The sequence below is a fragment of the Microcoleus sp. FACHB-SPT15 genome, from assembly GCF_014849525.1.
Taxonomy (GTDB): domain Bacteria; phylum Cyanobacteriota; class Cyanobacteriia; order Cyanobacteriales; family Coleofasciculaceae; genus Symplocastrum; species Symplocastrum torsivum.
Genome location: NZ_JACJNU010000036.1, coordinates 29528 through 47581, shown reverse-complemented (window position 1 = coordinate 47581; position 18054 = coordinate 29528). Strand labels below are relative to the sequence as shown.

Sequence of the window (18054 nt, the reverse complement as noted above, 5' to 3'; positions counted from 1 at the left end):
AGCGAAAAATAGTCGTTTGTAGAAAAACCAGGCTTGGGGGTGTTCCCCAAACCGCCCACTATTTGATTAACTTGTCGGTGAAAGTTGAGCAATGATCGCATCCTCTTGCCCAGTTGCCCAACTAGCGAAGCGCTTGGCTAGGGGCGGGACAAACACCAGTGGGTTTGTAAATCCAGAGAAGACATAAGCTCCCTCTATATTACTAATCGCCCCAACAACAGGAAGACGGTTGTTGCTGAAAGCGACTAGGCAGTGATGCCAAGTTCCGGGTAGGTTCTCAAGAGTAGGCAAGATAGTCCCAATTTGGGAGCGAATCAGGGCTTCACTGGTAGCTTGATCAACCTGCGCGTTGGGGTCAGTTAGAACACGACTGATTTGACCAATCCGTAAACTACCATCGAGAAACTGGATTACCCCTGCGTCTAAAATGGGTGGCAGGGGTTCATGACCTGGCTCATCCCATAAAGGGTCTACGTCCGTCCTACTTGCTTTTTCTTCTAGGTCAAACCGCTTCGTATGGGCTGGCATTACTAGGGTATGGAGTTGGATGTCAACGGGTGGGGTTTCGATTAGTTCGGCATGGGTGAAGTACACGGGAACCTGAATCCCCACGGCTTTGAGTAAGGCACGGCTGAGTCCTCCTGCACAAACCACAGTTTTAGCGGCGTAATAGGTTGACTCTTTGGTTTTGACTCCCTTGATTTGATTGCCTTCTCGTAGCAGTTCCACAACTTGAGTAATCTGAACTTCCCCCCCAGCACGGTGGAAGGCTTGCCTGTACCCCTCAGCCAGTTTACTGGGTCGGATGTGACCGTGGCGAACCGTTAGTGCCCCGGCGATCGCATTTGGATTGAGCAGTGGTTCTAGTTCACAGGCATCTTCTACACTTAGCAAGGTAGGGGGAATCGCAAAACGGCTATAGTTGTCTGCCACAGCTTGCGGGTTACTCTTGTTTTCAATGGTCAGCAGTAAATCTAACTCCCGAAACTGAGTATCCGTTTCTAACTCTTCAGATAAATGACGGTGACGTTCGATTCCTTCCTGGCAGAGGATTCGTGTTAAGTCTGATACGCCTGACCAATAAGCAAGTCCACCATACCCATAACGGGTGGCTCCTTGGAGGGTAGCATGTTGCTCCAGTATCAGAACACTAAAGCCTGCGATCGCTAGTTCATAAGCGAGTGCTGCACCTGTAATACCTCCACCGACCACAATCCAGTCATATATTTTCATAGATTCTCTTGTCACGCCGATTGATAAACTCCTTGCAAAAGTCTACGATGCTCATTCATTAAAGTTTGAGTGATATGTAGCACTTAGCGGTCAGCTATCAGCCATCAGCTTTTTCTGAGATTCCTGCTGCTTGGAGGATGTTATCGGAAATGACTATGATATGGGGCTTGTGCGTAAGTCCTAACTTCCTCTTTTTTGCTCCAAGTAACCTGTCAATGGTGAGGAAAACTCTATCAGAATTTCGTGAAGTACTTGTTGCGTTCTCTCTATCAAAGGCTAATATAATTCTTATACTAAAGTCTCATTCTTCAAAAGACTAAGTACCAGAATATGTCAGCTAAAGATCGGTTTCACGAGGTGGTGAAAACCGCCTTGCAAAAAGATGGATGGCGGATTAGCCACGACCCTCTTACAGTCCGCATCGAAGGTATTGCTGATATGTATATTGATCTGGGAGCGCAGAAGCTTATTGCAGCAGAGCAAAATGGGCAAAAAATAGCGGTTGAAGTTAAAAGCTTTATTGGTACTTCTACAATTTCTGAGTTTCATACCGCGCTAGGACAGTTTATTAACTACCGATATGCCTTAGAAGTGCAAGAGCCGGATAGAGTTTTATATTTAGCAGTTCCGTTAAACGCTTACAACGATTTTTTTTAAAAATCTTTTATTCAATCAGTGATTCAACGAAGTTAAGTTAATCTTTTAGTCTATAACGTGGAAGTAGAGGAAATCGTAAGATGGCAGACTTGAGTAAATACCGAAACTGTATTCAGCAAATCCTAAAGGAATATGCAGAGTATGTCTCTTCAAATGATGAAATTGAAGCTCAAATTATTGCAGATACAGAAGGCGATCATTATCAACTACTTTATATGGGTTGGCAAAACAAGCGGCGAGTCTTTGGTCCTGTGATGCACTTTGACATCAAAGATGGCAAAATTTGGATTCAGTGGAATGGAACAGAGGAAGAGGTTGGGCAGCGATTAGTTGAAATGGGTGTACCGAAGGAGGATATTGTTGTTGGATTTCATCCACCCTATATTCGTGAGTTTACAGATTATGCAGTATGTTGAACTAACTAAATTTTGGTGAGTTTTTCAAGGCTTCCAAACTCTAAAGACGTATTAGATATCGCATTTCCTCCATCTCGTCATCAATCAACTTGTAAATCACGTAGAAGTAAAAGCGATCGCATAGCACCTCGAAGAAACGTTATCGCACTACTCACCAGCCGCCTGCAAGATATCAGAATACAGTTGACTGCTAACTCGGAAAACAGCCTGTGCGATTAACTCATCCATCACGGGTTTGACAGCCGTAATCAGTCCTCTTTGTTTGGCTATCAGTAGAACTCCCAAGACTCCAGTAATTGGAACTCCTAAACGAGTTGCTTCTCTTCTACCTAGTCGCTCATCTATTAGAAGTTCGTCTGCATCTAATTCAATGGCAAAAGCAATTGCCTCAGCTTCACCTTCATTCACTTTACTTTGAAGACTTGTAACCAGTGTCAGATTTGCAACTGGCTGAGTTTCAATCCAAGTTGAGGATTGGACTGCGGTAGCAACGACATCTCCAGCACCTTCGTCAGTCAATTCGTTATAGACAGCAGTAGGAATGATAATTTTGCTGTAAATTTCTTGCAGGATAGTCAACTGACCAACCATAGCCAAGTTGCTGATCGGTGAGGTATTGCTGACTACAATTACAGCCATCCTCTTTCCCGCAGACTCTTCAAGTCTTCTTGAAACTCGGCAACGTCGTAATGAATACAAATGCCACGACGGGCTAACAATTGTTGGAACTGGATTTGATTCATGCCTGCTAGACGACTGGCTTTGCCGATGCTAATTCTCTCTTTTTGGAAAAGCATTATCGCAATTTCTAGCTTTAATTCGGCTTCTGACATTCCTGCTGCTTGGAGAATGTCATCGGAAATGACGACGCTCATTGTGTTTTCTGCCTGGGATAGTTAACTCTGATGAATTCAGGATAAGCGATCGCCGCTTGGGTTACTGGAACATAGAAGGCGATCTGCTGAAAGCAGCAGCGCTTCGCGATCGCATTTCCTCCATCTAGTCATCAGTCAACTTGTAAGTCCCGTAGGAAGTAAAAGCGATCGCGCTGTCAATCACTCCCCTTAATTCGCCCCACGTAACCAGTTAAAGGTGAGGAAAGCTCAATTAGAATTTCGGGCATTTCTTGCGGCTTTCTCTCTATCTAGTTTTGCAGAATATACTGACCAATAATTTCCTTAAGTTCTTGAGGTGCTTCAAGGGCTATCGCGGCTCCTAAATCGGGACGAACAACCCACCACCAAACTAAGGTTTCCATCATGCTTGGTGGCTCATCATTGGGACACCATTCGATATAGCCTTCATTCACACCAACAACATTGGCACAAAGATCATTTGCTCTAGCAACACGATCATCGAGTTTCTCAAACTGCACGACATCTTGCCAATGAACCTCGGTTGGAATTGCATTTAAAATTGATTGTACGTCTAGAGTAAGCATTACACTGTACCTCCAAAGGCTAATGCCCCAATCTTCTAGGTGGAATAACTGTTCTTGATGCTAGTTCTCTAGCTAGTTGTCTTGCTATTTCCTGCCTGGTTTCGTCTGTCACTTCAGTTAATTTGAGCGCACTCCTCTACTCAATCGTATCGTTAGCGATCGCGTTCACCTATGACTTATTGCAGAAGCGATCGCATTTCCTCCATCTAGTCATCAGTCAACTTGTAAATCACGCAGGAAGTAAAAGCGATCGCTCTTCCAATCACTTCCCTTAATTCGCCCCAAGTAACCCGTTAAGGGAGAGGAAAGCTCTACGAGTAAATCATGAACTTGCAGCAACTCATTCAACCTTGATTTTGGCTCTTTAGCAAGCACAGCATTATAGTAAACACGAATCTCGGCTGTTAGATGTTCACTTCCTTGTTCACGCAACTTCTTAACAGCTTGAACAAGTTGCGATCGCACTTTTATCTCATTGCGAACTTCAGCCAGATAATACTCAACTTTCTCGTCAGCTAAACCATAGGCTTCTTGTAAGCGTTCTTTTAGCTTCATCAAGTCAATAGAGCCTTTGTACTGTGCTTCCAGTTCAACCAGGTTTTGCAGAGTTTCAGGACGAATCACGCTTATTTTGTTTCCTTCAGCAGTTTGTAGGGCAGCTACAGTTAAATCGCCAGCCGCCACAATTAATTTGATACAACTGTCATAGTGTTTCTGAAGATGCTTATAGCCAAGCTTGATTAGCTGGGCTGGTGTTCCATCAGGTACTTTTTCACTTTTGGTTGCCTTACACTCTCCTACTACTGGATAGGGAGCTTCACAGTAAAAGTCTAAACCCCCTGCTCCACCTGTTGTAGCAGGGTCAAGGCTAGTTTGGGGATTTTGATTGGAGTTTGTAAAACCTAGCTTGAGCAGACTTTTCCGCACTAGCTTTTCAAATTGGTTGCCATCGCTAGAATTTCCTACCTCTGCGATTTTTTGAACCCAAGCTAAATCTGAATCGAGCCGCCGGGCGGTTTGACTGCTTGCCCAACCTAGAAATATCTTAATATCCTGGTCTAGTTCCTCAGCTATTGGGTTTGTGGCTGATAAAAGAGCGATCGCACTTTGCAACTCTTCTAATTCAGGATGCAGGGGTGGCTGTCGTTCTTGCATTTGGCGACAGCGCTGTTCAAAGAAGGCGTTGTTTAAGACAGGTGTTGCTTGGGTAACCGTCAAAGGTTGCGGTAGGGGAACAAATCGGGGATTGGGGTTTACGGGTATTTTAAGGGGTTGAGGAAGTCGGTAAACTCGCAAGTAAGCAAGAAAAATATTCCCCCGCTTTGAGAGAGTTTGCTGTAAGGCTTCTTTTGTCCATACCGTCAGGTGCGGCAAAAAATCAAGGGGTTCGGATTCATCCACCACTTGGCAGAGTTCACACCTTGCCCAGGCTTTAATCGAAACGGTTTCAGAACCAAGTTCAGCCAGACTTTTTTGGGCAGTAGGCAGAAAGTTTGAGCGATAATGCTGCTCGGTTGACAGGACATTACTCGAAGTGTCGGAGGGATAGAGGGCAAATTGCCGCCCCGGATTAACGAATATCCGAGGCATTGCAGCTATCATCAACCCTTTGATTAAGGCTTCTATATCTGGGGCAGGTAGGCGCAATGCTATTGGAATTGAAACCTGCTGGCTCATTTTTGGTTATCTAAATGTTTAGCTCGATGTTATCTACTGAGTCAGATACAGTTTGAGGAATGCTAACAGGCATATCTTCATCCAACAAATTTTCAGGCTCTTGTCCCGATGGAGCGCTTAGAATCTCCCGGATGAGCGGGTTATCAATTGCTAACCTTTTCTGCCGTATAAAATCTAGAATTTCCTCCTCACTCAGTTCATAACTTTCACAATTATCCAAGACAGCTCTGATAGCTAAAAGAGGTTTGATATCTTGGCTCTGCAAAAGCACCCACTCTCCACCTTTTTTTAATAGCTTTTTTATACAGTCTTTTGCTCCGGCTGCTCCTGAATTTATTTTATTAGAGCGAACCAAGCAACCGCGAGTTATGTCAAATTTCTCATAGTTTATTAGTCGTTTTAATGCAGCTCCCTGATATCTTCCTCCAGATTGCTGAAGAACAGCCACTCCAATTTTTATGACTTCTTGATTTTCTTTGCCAACTATTTTAAAGTGAATATATCCTTTGTCTGCACTGTTGGCTTGAATCTCTTCAATTGTACTGATTGTTATACCCTCTAGCGTGTGGCTTTTTAGAGCAAAGAAGGCTGACCACAAAGCATCAGCAATTACATCATTATTTTCTTCCGATAAGACATCTATATTCTCTTCAATATTTGCCAATTCTGCCTCGAAGGAAGGTTCAACCAAATGTTTGGGTGGACGCGGTGGTAGCTTACCATCCTTGGGTGGGATTACAGGTTCTGGTATAATAAAATGTTCTGCACACCACTTTAATACTGCTCTTATGGTAGGTTTACCCTTACCCAGATCTCTAAGTTTATTTTCATCAAATGGATAGAGAGGATTAGGTGGACTTAGTTGATTTTCTTCGTAAAACTCTTTTAACCAATAAAAAACTATTGCCAAAACATCATCAGAGTTCAGATAGTTTAAGGTGATAGGTTGTCTGTCCCTTTGTTCACTTACCAACCGATCAATCACCGCGTCTGCTTGGGGCAAATGTTTAACTTGATCTCTCCATGTTTCAGGATACATCGCCAGTAGTAAAACGCCACGTTCAAGGTTGTTATATAAATCCTTTGTTAAGTTAGCAATGACTTGTGCTGCGGTAAAGCCATTATCATCAGCATCTGCGACATCTAATTCATCAAAGCAGATTACAGGCACTCTGTAACTACTGGTTATGTCTAAAATTTGGCGAATAGTGCTTAATGCTTCAGCTTCCCTGTCCTCTCTTTTGGGATTGGGGAGTACCATTGCCTCTGCTTGTGTCTGCGTTAATTCCAAACCAGAGAGCCAATGAGTTGCATAGATAGCGTGTGCAGAAGAGAGTGTCCAAAGAATAGCTTTCACTATATAGGGATTGTTGATACTAGGCTTTATCTGAAGAACACAATCAGTTAAGTGTTCGACTACTTTGTTTGAATATTTATTCAACCATGATGGAAATAGACTAATATACTGCTGAGGTGTGTAATTCCATTTCCTTACTTCGTTAATCAAAGCCGCTGCTAGTTCTTGCCACTGCATCACCCCTTGGTAACTACCAAATGCTCTGAGGCTAGAGGCTACGGTTTGAAGAAATTGATACTTAATCTGATTCAGGTTGTCATACTTGCTCATGTAGATAAATAAGGCACCGTTTTCTGCCTGCAAACGATGCCGAATCCGACTGATTATTTGGCTTTTTCCTAGCCCTTTTTCAGCGGTAATAGTGATGCCTACAACTTGACGCTGCCCTTGGCGTACTTGTGTAACTGCTTCCAAAACAGCATTAGAGGCATGAGCATTGATTGAAGGAACATCAGGAAAACTCTTTGCCCATATCTGCGGAGGTCTGACAACAATATGACCCGCAAACGGATTGTGACTTCTAATAAGGTCGTCAATATTAGATGGATTACTGCTCATAGGTTTGTGGAATGACTGAGTGAGAAGTGAATGACAATTTAGGGTTACAGAAGTCTTGCATAGCAGCGTAGTCCATCAAGTTCTGTAGTGATGGAATCTTCAATCTTGTCTGGGGCGCTGTCCTCTACGCTGCCGCCTTGAAGCTGCAAAATGTCGTTAGCCTGCATTTCCATCAGCCACTCATTGAACTGAGAACGGCTAACACGATCGCCTATTTCCCGCCGAATCCGATAAATCGGCACTAGATTGTCCAGGTTGTAGTCCCGGTTAAGCTGGTCGTAGACATCTAACGCTATGTGCTTAAACTTGTCGTAAGATGCGATCGCCTTTTCCTTTGTCTTCCCTGGTTTAGCAGGAGTGCTGACAGCACCATCCATCTGTGCAATCCACCTGACTAAAGCATTAGCAACCCAAGTCCCAACAATTGAACCCTCAAACTTTACGTCATGATGTTTCAGACTCTCACCTAACAATTCCACGCCTTTAGGAGAGAGGGAGAATTTGTTTTTAGCGATCGTGATCACTCCATCCTTTTCCAATTGGTCAAAAATTCCTTGATAGTCTGCTACTTTCTGACTCTTTGATACAATTCGTCTTGTCACTTGACTTTTCATCACTTCTTCCTTACTGGCTCCGATATCCCACAAAGCAAGCAGTAAGCGAGTTTTAGCTTGGTGTTCGTTAACACCTGAACCCTTAGATTGGATTTTGTTTTTTGCTGACATATTAATAATTCCAGGTAAGTTGAGAGGTAAAATTAGTCTTTCAAAGGCTATTTCCCAGAGCTACAGTATCTACACAGCTCAAAGATAATAATCGGGAAACGGGATACCTAATGCCACCGTAAATTTACGGAAACTTTAAATCTTCTCAAAGCAGGTCAATATCAGGTTGCTCAATGAAATTTTTAGGAATTGACCTAGGTTGGAGTTCTGGAGCTAGCGGACTGTGCTGCTTAGCTTGGTCAAATGGATCGTTGCACCTACTAGATCTAAGCCTTAAGCAACCAATAACAGACATCCATAAATGGGTAGATCAATGGGCATCCTCCACAGAACCCGCAATGATTGCCGTTGATGCCCCAACGCTTATCCCCAACCTCACAGGAATGCGCCTACCGGATAAGCTCACCCACCAGCACTTTCGCCACTATCACGCTGGATGCTACCCCGCCAATCTCGGACGACCATTTGCACAACGCATCGTCGAGTTTGGTCTAAGTCTCGAAGCACGAGGCTTTACTCACGCCCCCGTAATTGACCCCAAAGAATTAGGTCGCTTCCAAATCGAGGTATTTCCCCATCCTGCGATCGTGCATTTATTCGGTCTAAATCGCATCCTCAAATACAAAAAAGGCACCCTCGCTGAGCGACGATTAGAACTCATAAAACTTCGTCAATACATCCTGGATATCTTGCCCAGCCTAGAACCGACCTTAAACCTCTGTGCTTCCTCCCTCCCCGAAATTCCCACCACAGGCACAGCGATCAAAGCCGTCGAAGACCAACTCGATAGCCTAATCTGCGGTTACGTCGCCGCTCACTGGTGGTACTGGGGCATTGAGCGCAACTGGGTATTAGGAGATGCCACAACGGGTTACATTGTTGTTCCCGCTCCAGCTAAGTAGGACAACGCAATTAAATGCTGACCTCTTCCCGACAAGGCTACTGTGTACGCACAATTTTTCTAGTTTGCGTTTGAAGTGATTTTGCCCCCTAAATCCCCCAATCCTGGGGGACTTTTAAGCTCTACTTCCTCCAACTTATCAAAGCAGCAATTAATTAACAGAGTCTTCCGATGTGAGCGATTGGCTAATTGTAGCCGTGCCTTCAGAAGGCGTTAAGGTTGTACTCGGAGTTACACGCGGTTGATTGAAGTAGTCATAAACCGTGCGAGAGATTTGCCGGATTAGCTCTTCAGCCGTGGCATCATTGTGGGGACGCTTCACCATAACGGCGACGAGGTAACGTTTACCCGTCGGCATATCCACCAAGCCAACATCAGCCAGTAGTGAGCCGATATTACCTGTTTTGTGGGCAATGATTGCTCCGGCACCCAATCCTTGAGGTAATAGGGAATTTGTTTGAGTCCGCTGCATGATGTCTAAAAGGCGATCGCGCGATCGCAATGACACTAATTTCCCTTGATTCACAAGCGACATCAAATTTCCCAAGTCTTTAGGACTCGTTGTATTCGTTCCTTCGACATCTGGTAGTGGGCTGTTAATGCTTGTTGCCGACAAGCCCCACTCCCGGAACCGTGCATTTAGTACTGCTGCCCCACCGAGTCGGGTAATCAGCATATTAGTGGCGGTGTTATCACTAATTATGATCATCTTCGTTGCCACTTCCAAGGCTGTGTACTGTGTTCCAGCTTGTTTGTACTGCAAATCTCCAGAACCAGCCGCGATCATTTCCGGTTGCATCGTTAAGGGTTCATCCAACCGAATTTTGCCCTCATCCACATCCTGAAAAAACGCGACTAGAATTGGCACCTTGATTGTGCTAGCGGAAGCAAAAGTGGCATTACTCTGCCAGTCTAGGTATGCCCCGGTATCCATATCGACAAGAAAGACTCCGGGTTGCAAGGTTGGGTGTTCTGCCGCTAGTGTCTGCATTTGCGCTTTTAACTCAGGGATTTCCTGGCTCAGTGCTAGGGGTGTGCCCGTGTTAACCTCACTAGGGCTTTCCTGAACTTCAGCTTTGGGAGTCTCCTTAACCTTATCTGATGCTTGTGTTGCTGGATTTAATGCCGACAATAGTGTCCCAACAATGGCACCAATACCAATCCCCAAAATCAATAGACGAATGATATGGATAAATGGACTTAGAGGACGCTTTTGGGAATGCCGAGGTGAACGAGCTTTCTTGCTTTGAGGCGACACAGAAGCAGGGGCTTGTCGAACACGCCTAGTTCCCGTTCCCACTGGTGCTGGAGTAACAGGTATTGTTCCACCCATTCTTAACCGCTTGTTGCTCGGACGTAGATTGCTGGTATCCACCTGCTGTTTAGGGCGCGGGAAAGCTGGAGCCTCAATAGGAGTGCGTACAGTCCGTCTACGTCCCGCGTCAACGTTGGGTGAGAAAGGGTTTGTGCGAGGTATTCTGAGTTTTGGTTGCTGAGGATTAAGCTCAGAACCCGGTTGCAATGGCTGCACCTGAGGCAGAATACGGCTTACTGATTGTGGCTTTGGCTTGCGAGGTATCTGCCCCCTCACAGGAATGGCTTGGGGGCGTAGATCAGGCGGTTGAGGCAGTTTACGTGATTCCTCCTGCCCAATCAGTGGTTTTTGTTGGTTTCGACGCCGACGAATACGAAGGCGATCGCGTTGTCCCTGTTCCATTTCCAAATCCTCAGGCTGATGCCTCTTGTCCCTAGACGCTGCCACTCGTGGCACCTCCACTCCAACGCAATCCAGTTAGTTGTAGACGGCTGTCCTACACTTAACTCTTTTAGCAGCAATTCGTTAATTGCTGGCGTGCTAATTATCTCAACGAGTTATTTGACCAAGCCTATTTTAGAACTCATTTGGCTCTGAGCCATGACCCACAATAGGTGTTGGCAGACATTGTAGCGCCCATTCCATCTGGCGGAGAATACCTCTAAGCATTGCCACTTCCCCGGCCGTCGGTGTGGCACGGTTGAACAGGCTTCGGAACTTCTCCATTCGCGCTGTTGCCGTATGAGGAAAGAGATAACCAATTTTTAATAAAACAGCTTCCAAGTGTTCGTAGTAGCCTTCCAAAACTTCGAGCGGGGCAGCATCGATCGGTTGGGGAGTCGGTAAGAAATTTTGAGGCTCGACTTCTGGAAATCCTTGAGTAATCTGAAACAGTTCGTAACAGCAAACAGCAACCGCCTGAGCAAGGTTTAAGGAGGGATAGTCGGCACTGGAGGGAATACAGACAAATCGCTGGGCATAATTGAGTTCAACATTGCTCAATCCCCGGTATTCTGGCCCAAAAATTAATGCCGAAGTTACGGCTTCTTCGAGTAACCAGGGCAGTGCCACTCTGGGGTGTTCCAGTTGAGTTGAGAGACTGCGGACACGGGCAGTCGTTGCGATCGCACGTTGACATCCTGTTAAAGCCAACGGCAATGTCTCCACCTGCTGCGCTGTTTCCAAAATATTTACGCCATGAACTGCCATCTGCCGTGCTTCTACCCCCAGTGGATCACACTGAGGATTTACTAGCACTAGCTGACTCAGTCCCATATTCTTCATCACACGGGCAACTGAACCTACGTTCAATGCCCCAGCAGGTTCTACCAAAACAATCTTGACTCTTGCTAAACCCATCGTGAGCCTTCTAACTTGAAAAGTAGTGAGAGAGAAGAGAATTCATATTCATAGATATTTAATACTTCTTTACAATTAAATAGATAATCTACTTGTCAACTTAAGTATGGTACGTCAGCGCTCTAAATCAGACCTACCGACAAAAATTTGCCCCGTTTGTGGGCGCCCATTCACTTGGCGAAAAAAATGGGCAGAGTGCTGGGATGATGTGAAGTACTGTTCAGAACGCTGCCGCCGACGTAAATCTCAAGCCAATTAGCTATATAGCTAGTCAATTGTCTTAATTCCTTAACTTTTCGTACTTGACACTTCACACGTCATCCTTCAGAATTCATACTTTGTTATATCAGTCAATCAGGTGCAACCTAAACTTATTATTCATGGCGGTGCTGGTAGTTCCCTCAAGGGCAAAGCCGGAGCGGACGCGGTGCGCCAATCGCTCTATACAATCATTGAGGATGTTTATTCCTTATTGTTAAGTGGTGCTGATGCACGGGATGCGGTTGTGCGAGGCTGTCAACTGTTGGAGGATGACCCTCGTTTTAATGCGGGAACAGGTTCAGTTTTGCAATCGGATGGGCAAATCCGCATGAGTGCAGCGTTGATGGAAGGTAAGTTTCAGCGCTTCAGTGGTGTAATTAATGTTTCAAGAGTCCAAAATCCGATTGAACTCGCCACATTTTTGCAAGATTCGGCTGACCGAGTGCTTTCTGAGTATGGGGCAGCAGAACTGATGCGAGAACTCAATACACCCCTTTACAATCCCCTCACTGACTTGCGATTGGGAGAGTGGATGCTGGAACGGCAAGAAAATTTTGACAAGACGATGGCGGGTGTCGTTGCGGAAACAGAATTAGTTAAGCCTGCTGAGGCGGGACGTGGAACAATTGGTGTCGTGGCTTTGGATACTCACGGATGTCTCGTCGCTGGGACATCTACGGGTGGTAAAGGCTTTGAACGAATTGGTCGCGTCAGTGACTGTGCAATGCCAGCAGGCAACTATGCGACGAAAAAGGCAGCCGTTAGCTGTACAGGGATTGGAGAAGACATCATTGATGAGTGTCTAGCAGCGCGGATTGTCGTGCGTGTCACTGACGGTTTATCCCTGGTTGAGTCGATGAAGCGTTCCTTTACAGAAGCAAGGGAAAATCACCGAGATTTCGGTGCGATCGCGATTGATGCCACAGGTGCGATCGCTTGGGGGAAAACAAGCCAGGTTCTGCTGTCGGCTTATCATACAGGTGATCTGATGGGAGACACTCTGGAAATGACGGAGGATGTGCAAACCCTCTAGAGTACCAGTCCAGTACTAGGGTGTTTTCTGCTTCGCTTTAGTAGATTCAGCGGGCTTTTTTGGCTTGAAGTAAGATTCCATTACCTGGCGTACCATTGGCGCAGCGACTTTCCCTCCACCCCCGCCTGAATGTTCCGCAAAGGCTACCACTACAATCTCTGGCTTATCAGCAGGTGCATACGCGCCAAACCAAGCGTGAGACAGACCTGGAGGTGCCTCAGCCGTTCCACTTTTTCCGGAGGTTGGGGGAAGCGTTGGCACGTCCATTGCTTTACCTGTGCCACTACTGACAACCTGCCGTAGACCTTGGCGCAGTACCTGTACTGTTTCTGGTTTGATATCCAACGATTTTCGCCAATTCCTCGACTCTTCATTATCTTTGAGCAGGTGAGGTTTAATGCGATCGCCGCCATTGGCAGGTACAGCAAACATCACGGCAACTTGCAGGGGTGTGGCTTGCAGAAAACCTTGACCGATCGACATATTCACCGTATCTCCAACTGTCCACTCCCAGTTAAATTGCTTCCGCTTCCAAGCATCATCTGCAACTAATCCGGCGGCTTCTTCTGGTGCTAACTCAATTCCTGTTTTTTGACCAAAGCCATATTTTCGTGTCCAATCAATTAAGGTTTCTCCGCCAATTCCTCTACCAATTTGATAAAAGAAGGTATCACTACTCCAAGCCAGTGCCCCCGCAAATCCCAATGGACCGAATCCCGCGTGGTTCCAATCTGCAAATGTTGTTCCCGCAATCGTTATGGAAGGGTAGGTTTGCAAAACTGTACGAGGAGAATATTTGCCTGATTCAATTCCAGCCGTAGTCGTCACAATTTTGAAGGTACTGGCAGGAGCAAAACCTCGTAGCGCCCGGTTGACAAAGGGGTGGTCTTTGCTCTGTAGCTGCTTCCAAGTATCTGGAGTAATTCGGGTGGAAAAGAGATTGGGGTCATAGGTCGGGCGGCTGACCATGGCTAGAACCGCACCATTGTTAGAATTGAGTGCAACAATTGCACCTTTATGATTGCCTAATGCCGCTTCTGCGGCTTTCTGGAGGTCGAGGTCAAGAGTAAGAGTGATGTCTTTACCCGCTTTGGCTTCTTTTTGCCCCAGAATCCGCAGCACTTGACCTGCACCATCAACCTCGACCTGCTGACCGCCCCATTCTCCTCGTAGCTGTTGCTCAAAAGCCTCTTCGACACCCATTTGACCAACGATGTCACCCAGACGATAGCCTTCAGCTTTTCGTTCGGCAAACTCTTCGTCATTCAGTTCACCCGTGTAGCCGAGAACATGAGCAGCTAAATCCCCGTTGGGATAGTTCCGCACAGCTTCAATATCAACTTCTACGCCTTCGAGTTGGTCACTGTATTCTTCGAGGGCTGTAATCTGAGCGGGGCTAAGACCACGGGCAATCCGGATGAGCGAAGGCGAGTTAAAGCCCTCTCGTTCTACACGTTTTTGAATTTCTTCTTGGGGAATATTTAAAAGCTCTGAGAGGCGTTTGAGGGTTTGGGGCCACTCGTTTGGCTTAAGTGCGATCGGCCAGAGAAATACTGAGTGAGACAAGCGGCTACTTGCTAATATTTTGCCCTTACGGTCAAAAATATTTCCCCGCACGGGTGGCTTTGGAATTAGACGAATTCGATTATCTTCTGCTAGTTGCCGATTTTGTTCTCCCTGAATTATCTGTAAGTATGCAAGACGAGAGCCAATTCCTCCTAGTAGGAAAACGCTAACGATTAGCATGACAAACAGAGATTGGTAGTTGCGTCCAACGCTACGAGAGGTAGTATGCCGCCCCGGTGAGGAGGATTGAATCAAGGTCATAGCTTAGAAGATTTCAGCGAGTTAAGTCCAAAAGGAGACTATATAGCAAATTAAGGACATAACTCAAATCGCAACTCGTTAAAGGACGGGTTTAGAGGAACGAGAGTATTAATTTCGTAGCCATTTCGCTGGTAAGCAAGATAGGAAATTAATAAGGCAGGGAGATTAGAAGTTACGCGCAAACTTGGTTCACGCTCTTGAGCTTATTGACCTGATCCCACCAAGTCCTCAATTTAGGAGTTTGAGCGGTAATTGCATCAAACTCTGGTGTCTGCGAGAGGTAGATAAAAATTGGAATCAGGTAGAAATCGGCGATGCTCAATTCGCTGCCTAGCAGATATGGACTACCAACAGTGAGCGACTCGATCGCCTCTGCTGCTGTTTTTGCCGGCGCGATCGCATTTTTCACCGCGTCCTCATCTGTTTTGCCACCCTGATTTGGCACAATTAGACGCTGTATCACAATTGTCGTGATCGCAGATGAATAGAAATAGCTATCAACAATAGCCATAATTTGGCGCATCCGAGCCTTGGACAGCGGATTAGATGGGCTGAACTTGTTACTGGCTACGACAGTATCGAGATAGTCGGTAATGGCAGCCGTCTCATAAAGTAGTTCCCCATCCACTTCGAGGGTCGGGACTTTACCAAACGGATTTTTGGCTCGGTACTCGGATGAGTCGTTTTCACCGTTGAAAATACCGACACTTTTGAGGTCATACTCTGCGCTTGCTTCCTCAAGAAGCAACCGGACAGTACGAACATAAGTACTCACAGGAGTGCCGTAAACAGTGATTGTTGCCATTATCTGTAAATTTCCCAAAAATTCAACAGTAACAAGAGTACTCGCTCAATAACTGCGATCGCCTCAGCTAGTAGGAGGAGAACTAGCGATTATGCTGTTTTAAGCAATCTGGGCGTGAAAGCTAAATGTAGCTGGAAATCTAATCAATGTCAGTTCGAGTTAAATAACAGCCATTTGTCGGTCAATCAATTGATACAGTACCCAAAGATCTCAAATGCTTTTTGGAGGCTTTCTATGGCGACTTATTTGATTACAGGGGCAAATCGTGGTATCGGTTACGAATACTGCCATCAACTCAAAGAACGGGGAGATACAGTGATTGCAGCTTGTCGCACTGGCACTACGGAATTGAGAGATTTGGGCGTGCAGGTAGAAGATGGCGTTGATATCACTTCGGATGCTTCGGTTGCAGATTTATGCGATCTCCTTGATGGTACTGCGATCGATGTCCTGATTAATAATGCGGGAATTATCAAGCGCGTAACGCTGGAAGACCTTGATTTTGACAGTATTCGCGAACAGTTCGAGGTGAATGCGATCGGTGCCCTACGAGTAACCCATGCACTCCTTCCCAACCTCAAAGCGGGTTCCAAGATTGCGCTGATGACCAGTCGGATGGGATCGATCGCAGATAATACCTCTGGCAGTTCCTATGGCTACCGGATGTCGAAGGTTGCGTTGTCGATGGCTGGCAAATCCCTGGCTCATGACCTCAAAGGGCGTGGGATTGCGGTGGCAATTCTGCATCCAGGCTTAGTTCAAACCCGCATGACGAATTTTACATCGGGTGGCATTACGCCGGAAGAGTCTGTGAAGGGGTTGTTGAAGCGGATTGATGAGTTGACGCTGGAGAATACAGGTACTTTTTGGCACGCTAATGGTGAGGTGCTGCCCTGGTAGATGCCTTAGTTGAGGATGATAGATTCTGCCCCAATTTCAGCGAAGGACGTTGGTGTAGCCTCTGCATAGTGTCCCCTATCTACTCTGCGAGATATTTGAGCGATCGCAGTTTCCTTGCGAGGCGAGGAAAGTACTATTTCGACTTTCACCTCGCCTTGGGTGGCGTTCGGTGTGTCCCAAAGTATTTTTCACTATTTTTAGCTATCTTAAGAATTTAACTGATGTTTCTTGATTAACGAAAATGAAATTCGTACAAGTAGTATGAACAAGCTTATAAGGAAGTTTTGCAAAAAAGTTTTTAAAATTTTCAGAGTTATCACCCAAACCTAATCCGTAGTATTCGATGATTACAACTTTAGGTTTGTGCTTTTCATAATCAAAACTTTTCCAGACTTCTAGTTCAGTTCCTTCAACATCTATATCTAATATATCAATCGTCCCAATATTATATTTATTAAGTAAAGTTTCTAGTCTGAAAGCTGGAACTCTTACAGAATCTCTAAATGGAATTTTAATTAGTCCCTCATATTTATCCTTTTGCAAAGTAGAGGATAACTCTGGCAAGAAAGATTGATTAAAGCTTATTTCTCCTTCTTGAAGGGAAATAGCAGCCCATTCTACGTTTAAGCGTTCTCTTTTGAGTAATTCAATTTGATTAATATCGGCATCAATACAGATACATTTCCAGCCATTTTCTTCAAAAAAGTAACTGTTTGAAAGATAAGTTGGATGACCTGCTCCAATATCTATGAAAACTCCTTTTTGCAAAAACTCTATATTCTCTACAATATATCTATCTTCTCCAAATTGTGAATGAAACTTAGTGTAGTCATAATCTTTATTGATTAGTTTAAAATACTTGTTTTTGAATCCAAAAAAGGACATCATTACTGCACTGTATAGAAGTTTTATTAAATTAGATAGTTCTCGCTTCATTGCACTTTTTATTTGGTAGGTTGGTTAGTGAAATTCGTAGTATTGTAAGCTGAATAGCAGCCACTTTTGCTAAGCTAAAAATAAAATCTCAACAAATTAATCGCTCTTAACATTTATCACCGTTGCGAAGCGAAACTTTGTCCCTTCGCTTCGCAACGGTGATAAATGTTAAGAGAAGATTTGCCAACGCTTCACCAGACAAATCTCTGGGCAGCTTCATGAAGCAATGACCTTATCATGTACGATGTGTAAACGAATTAGTTTCGGGCGGGTCGCTTCATCAGGATAATGACAATGAACAGCATCTTTAACCAGTTCTCGGAGTTTTTGAATGCTGTCGGCTTGCGTGAAAATCGATTCACCGATCGCCCTAGCTACATAGCCCCCTTCAGGATCATCTTCAACCCAAAAAATAATTTCTGTCATGCTACTTTCTGCTTCGGATGTTGGGTCATCAAGTTCTACATCAAACGATAAAGTGCGTTTGAGTTTCTTCTTGAGTTAGTTGTTCTGAGAGGTCGTCTGGAATTTCAATCGTGATAGTTGCCACAGCAAGAGCCACGCAATAACTACACTATTCGCTATTCTATGCTGGGTTGAGAGCTTGTCACTGCGTGGATAGCCGTTGAGTTTGGTGTCATAGTAGATGAAGG

General features: G+C 45.2%; 20 protein-coding genes and 1 pseudogene. 7 read left to right on the top strand and 14 right to left on the bottom strand.

Annotation, left to right across the window (positions count from 1 at the left end; all coding sequences use genetic code 11):
- Positions 1 to 66: 66 nt before the first annotated feature.
- On the bottom strand, positions 67 to 1233 hold the full coding sequence (locus tag H6F98_RS12355) for an FAD-binding oxidoreductase (protein WP_192218987.1): 1167 nt from the start codon (positions 1231 to 1233) through the stop codon (positions 67 to 69).
- Positions 1234 to 1563: 330 nt separating this feature from the next.
- Here H6F98_RS12355 and H6F98_RS12350 point away from each other — a divergent pair.
- Positions 1564 to 1926 (top strand): annotated as a pseudogene (locus H6F98_RS12350) (XisH family protein).
- 44 nt (positions 1927 to 1970) lie between these two features.
- Complete coding sequence (locus H6F98_RS12345) at positions 1971 to 2306, top strand: XisI protein (protein WP_192218986.1); 336 nt, start codon at positions 1971 to 1973, stop codon at positions 2304 to 2306.
- A 147-nt stretch (positions 2307 to 2453) separates the two neighbouring features.
- On the opposite strand, the gene H6F98_RS12340 is transcribed toward H6F98_RS12345, so the two are convergent.
- Together H6F98_RS12340 and H6F98_RS12335 are read right to left on the bottom strand one after the other, a co-directional pair.
- On the bottom strand, positions 2454 to 2945 hold the full coding sequence (locus tag H6F98_RS12340) for a DUF3368 domain-containing protein (RefSeq protein ID WP_192218985.1): 492 nt from the start codon (positions 2943 to 2945) through the stop codon (positions 2454 to 2456).
- Positions 2936 to 3181: a UPF0175 family protein gene (locus tag H6F98_RS12335; RefSeq protein ID WP_192218984.1), complete on the bottom strand. Its 246-nt coding sequence runs from the start codon at positions 3179 to 3181 to the stop codon at positions 2936 to 2938. The genes H6F98_RS12340 and H6F98_RS12335 overlap by 10 nt, the downstream gene beginning before the upstream one ends.
- Here H6F98_RS12335 and H6F98_RS34050 point away from each other — a divergent pair.
- Positions 3181 to 3309, top strand: coding sequence for a hypothetical protein (locus H6F98_RS34050; RefSeq protein ID WP_277927570.1), 129 nt, complete (start codon positions 3181 to 3183; stop codon positions 3307 to 3309). The two genes, H6F98_RS12335 and H6F98_RS34050, sit on opposite strands and share 1 nt — an antisense overlap.
- Positions 3310 to 3450: 141 nt before the next feature.
- On the opposite strand, the gene H6F98_RS12330 is transcribed toward H6F98_RS34050, so the two are convergent.
- The 4 genes from H6F98_RS12330 to H6F98_RS12315 all read right to left on the bottom strand — a co-directional run bounded on the left by H6F98_RS12330 (position 3451) and on the right by H6F98_RS12315 (position 8064).
- A complete protein-coding gene (locus H6F98_RS12330) occupies positions 3451 to 3747 on the bottom strand; it encodes a hypothetical protein (RefSeq protein ID WP_192218983.1) in 297 nt (98 codons plus the stop codon).
- A 213-nt stretch (positions 3748 to 3960) separates the two neighbouring features.
- Positions 3961 to 5424: a DUF1802 family protein gene (locus tag H6F98_RS12325; protein ID WP_192218982.1), complete on the bottom strand. Its 1464-nt coding sequence runs from the start codon at positions 5422 to 5424 to the stop codon at positions 3961 to 3963.
- A gap of 10 nt (positions 5425 to 5434) precedes the next feature.
- Complete coding sequence (locus H6F98_RS12320; RefSeq protein WP_192218981.1) at positions 5435 to 7339, bottom strand: hypothetical protein; 1905 nt, start codon at positions 7337 to 7339, stop codon at positions 5435 to 5437.
- A gap of 44 nt (positions 7340 to 7383) precedes the next feature.
- The gene (locus H6F98_RS12315) at positions 7384 to 8064 is read right to left on the bottom strand and encodes a hypothetical protein (RefSeq protein WP_192218980.1); all 681 of its coding nucleotides are present in this window, start codon (positions 8062 to 8064) and stop codon (positions 7384 to 7386) included.
- A 173-nt stretch (positions 8065 to 8237) separates the two neighbouring features.
- On the opposite strand from H6F98_RS12315, the gene H6F98_RS12310 reads away from it, so the two are divergent.
- Positions 8238 to 8966: a DUF429 domain-containing protein gene (locus H6F98_RS12310; RefSeq protein WP_192218979.1), complete on the top strand. Its 729-nt coding sequence runs from the start codon at positions 8238 to 8240 to the stop codon at positions 8964 to 8966.
- Between the two features lie 150 nt (positions 8967 to 9116).
- On the opposite strand, the gene H6F98_RS12305 is transcribed toward H6F98_RS12310, so the two are convergent.
- Positions 9117 to 10727 carry a serine hydrolase gene (locus tag H6F98_RS12305; RefSeq protein WP_313929848.1) on the bottom strand — a complete coding sequence of 537 codons (1611 nt, stop codon included), beginning with the start codon at positions 10725 to 10727 and terminating at the stop codon, positions 9117 to 9119.
- Between the two features lie 129 nt (positions 10728 to 10856).
- Complete coding sequence (locus H6F98_RS12300) at positions 10857 to 11639, bottom strand: RNA methyltransferase (RefSeq protein WP_192218978.1); 783 nt, start codon at positions 11637 to 11639, stop codon at positions 10857 to 10859.
- A gap of 106 nt (positions 11640 to 11745) precedes the next feature.
- Between H6F98_RS12300 and H6F98_RS12295 the strand changes: the two genes are divergently transcribed.
- Complete coding sequence (locus H6F98_RS12295) at positions 11746 to 11898, top strand: DUF2256 domain-containing protein (RefSeq protein ID WP_192218977.1); 153 nt, start codon at positions 11746 to 11748, stop codon at positions 11896 to 11898.
- Between the two features lie 84 nt (positions 11899 to 11982).
- Positions 11983 to 12933 carry an isoaspartyl peptidase/L-asparaginase gene (locus H6F98_RS12290; RefSeq protein ID WP_313929851.1) on the top strand — a complete coding sequence of 317 codons (951 nt, stop codon included), beginning with the start codon at positions 11983 to 11985 and terminating at the stop codon, positions 12931 to 12933.
- Between the two features lie 15 nt (positions 12934 to 12948).
- Here the strand turns inward: H6F98_RS12290 and mrdA are convergent, their stop codons facing one another.
- Together mrdA and H6F98_RS12280 are read right to left on the bottom strand one after the other, a co-directional pair.
- Positions 12949 to 14760, bottom strand: a complete 1812-nt coding sequence (gene mrdA, locus H6F98_RS12285; RefSeq protein WP_192218975.1) for a penicillin-binding protein 2 — start codon at positions 14758 to 14760, stop codon at positions 12949 to 12951.
- A 172-nt stretch (positions 14761 to 14932) separates the two neighbouring features.
- Entirely contained in the window at positions 14933 to 15565 is a 633-nt protein-coding gene (locus H6F98_RS12280) for a glutathione S-transferase family protein (protein WP_192218974.1), read from the bottom strand.
- Between the two features lie 234 nt (positions 15566 to 15799).
- On the opposite strand from H6F98_RS12280, the gene H6F98_RS12275 reads away from it, so the two are divergent.
- Positions 15800 to 16465: an SDR family oxidoreductase gene (locus H6F98_RS12275; protein ID WP_192218973.1), complete on the top strand. Its 666-nt coding sequence runs from the start codon at positions 15800 to 15802 to the stop codon at positions 16463 to 16465.
- Between the two features lie 5 nt (positions 16466 to 16470).
- Here the strand turns inward: H6F98_RS12275 and H6F98_RS12270 are convergent, their stop codons facing one another.
- From H6F98_RS12270 to H6F98_RS12260, 3 genes are all read right to left on the bottom strand, one after another.
- The gene (locus H6F98_RS12270; protein WP_192218972.1) at positions 16471 to 16614 is read right to left on the bottom strand and encodes a hypothetical protein; all 144 of its coding nucleotides are present in this window, start codon (positions 16612 to 16614) and stop codon (positions 16471 to 16473) included.
- 52 nt (positions 16615 to 16666) lie between these two features.
- Entirely contained in the window at positions 16667 to 17401 is a 735-nt protein-coding gene (locus tag H6F98_RS12265) for an FkbM family methyltransferase (RefSeq protein ID WP_192218971.1), read from the bottom strand.
- Between the two features lie 216 nt (positions 17402 to 17617).
- A complete protein-coding gene (locus H6F98_RS12260) occupies positions 17618 to 17827 on the bottom strand; it encodes a 2-oxoisovalerate dehydrogenase (RefSeq protein WP_192218970.1) in 210 nt (69 codons plus the stop codon).
- Positions 17828 to 18054: the final 227 nt, after the last annotated feature.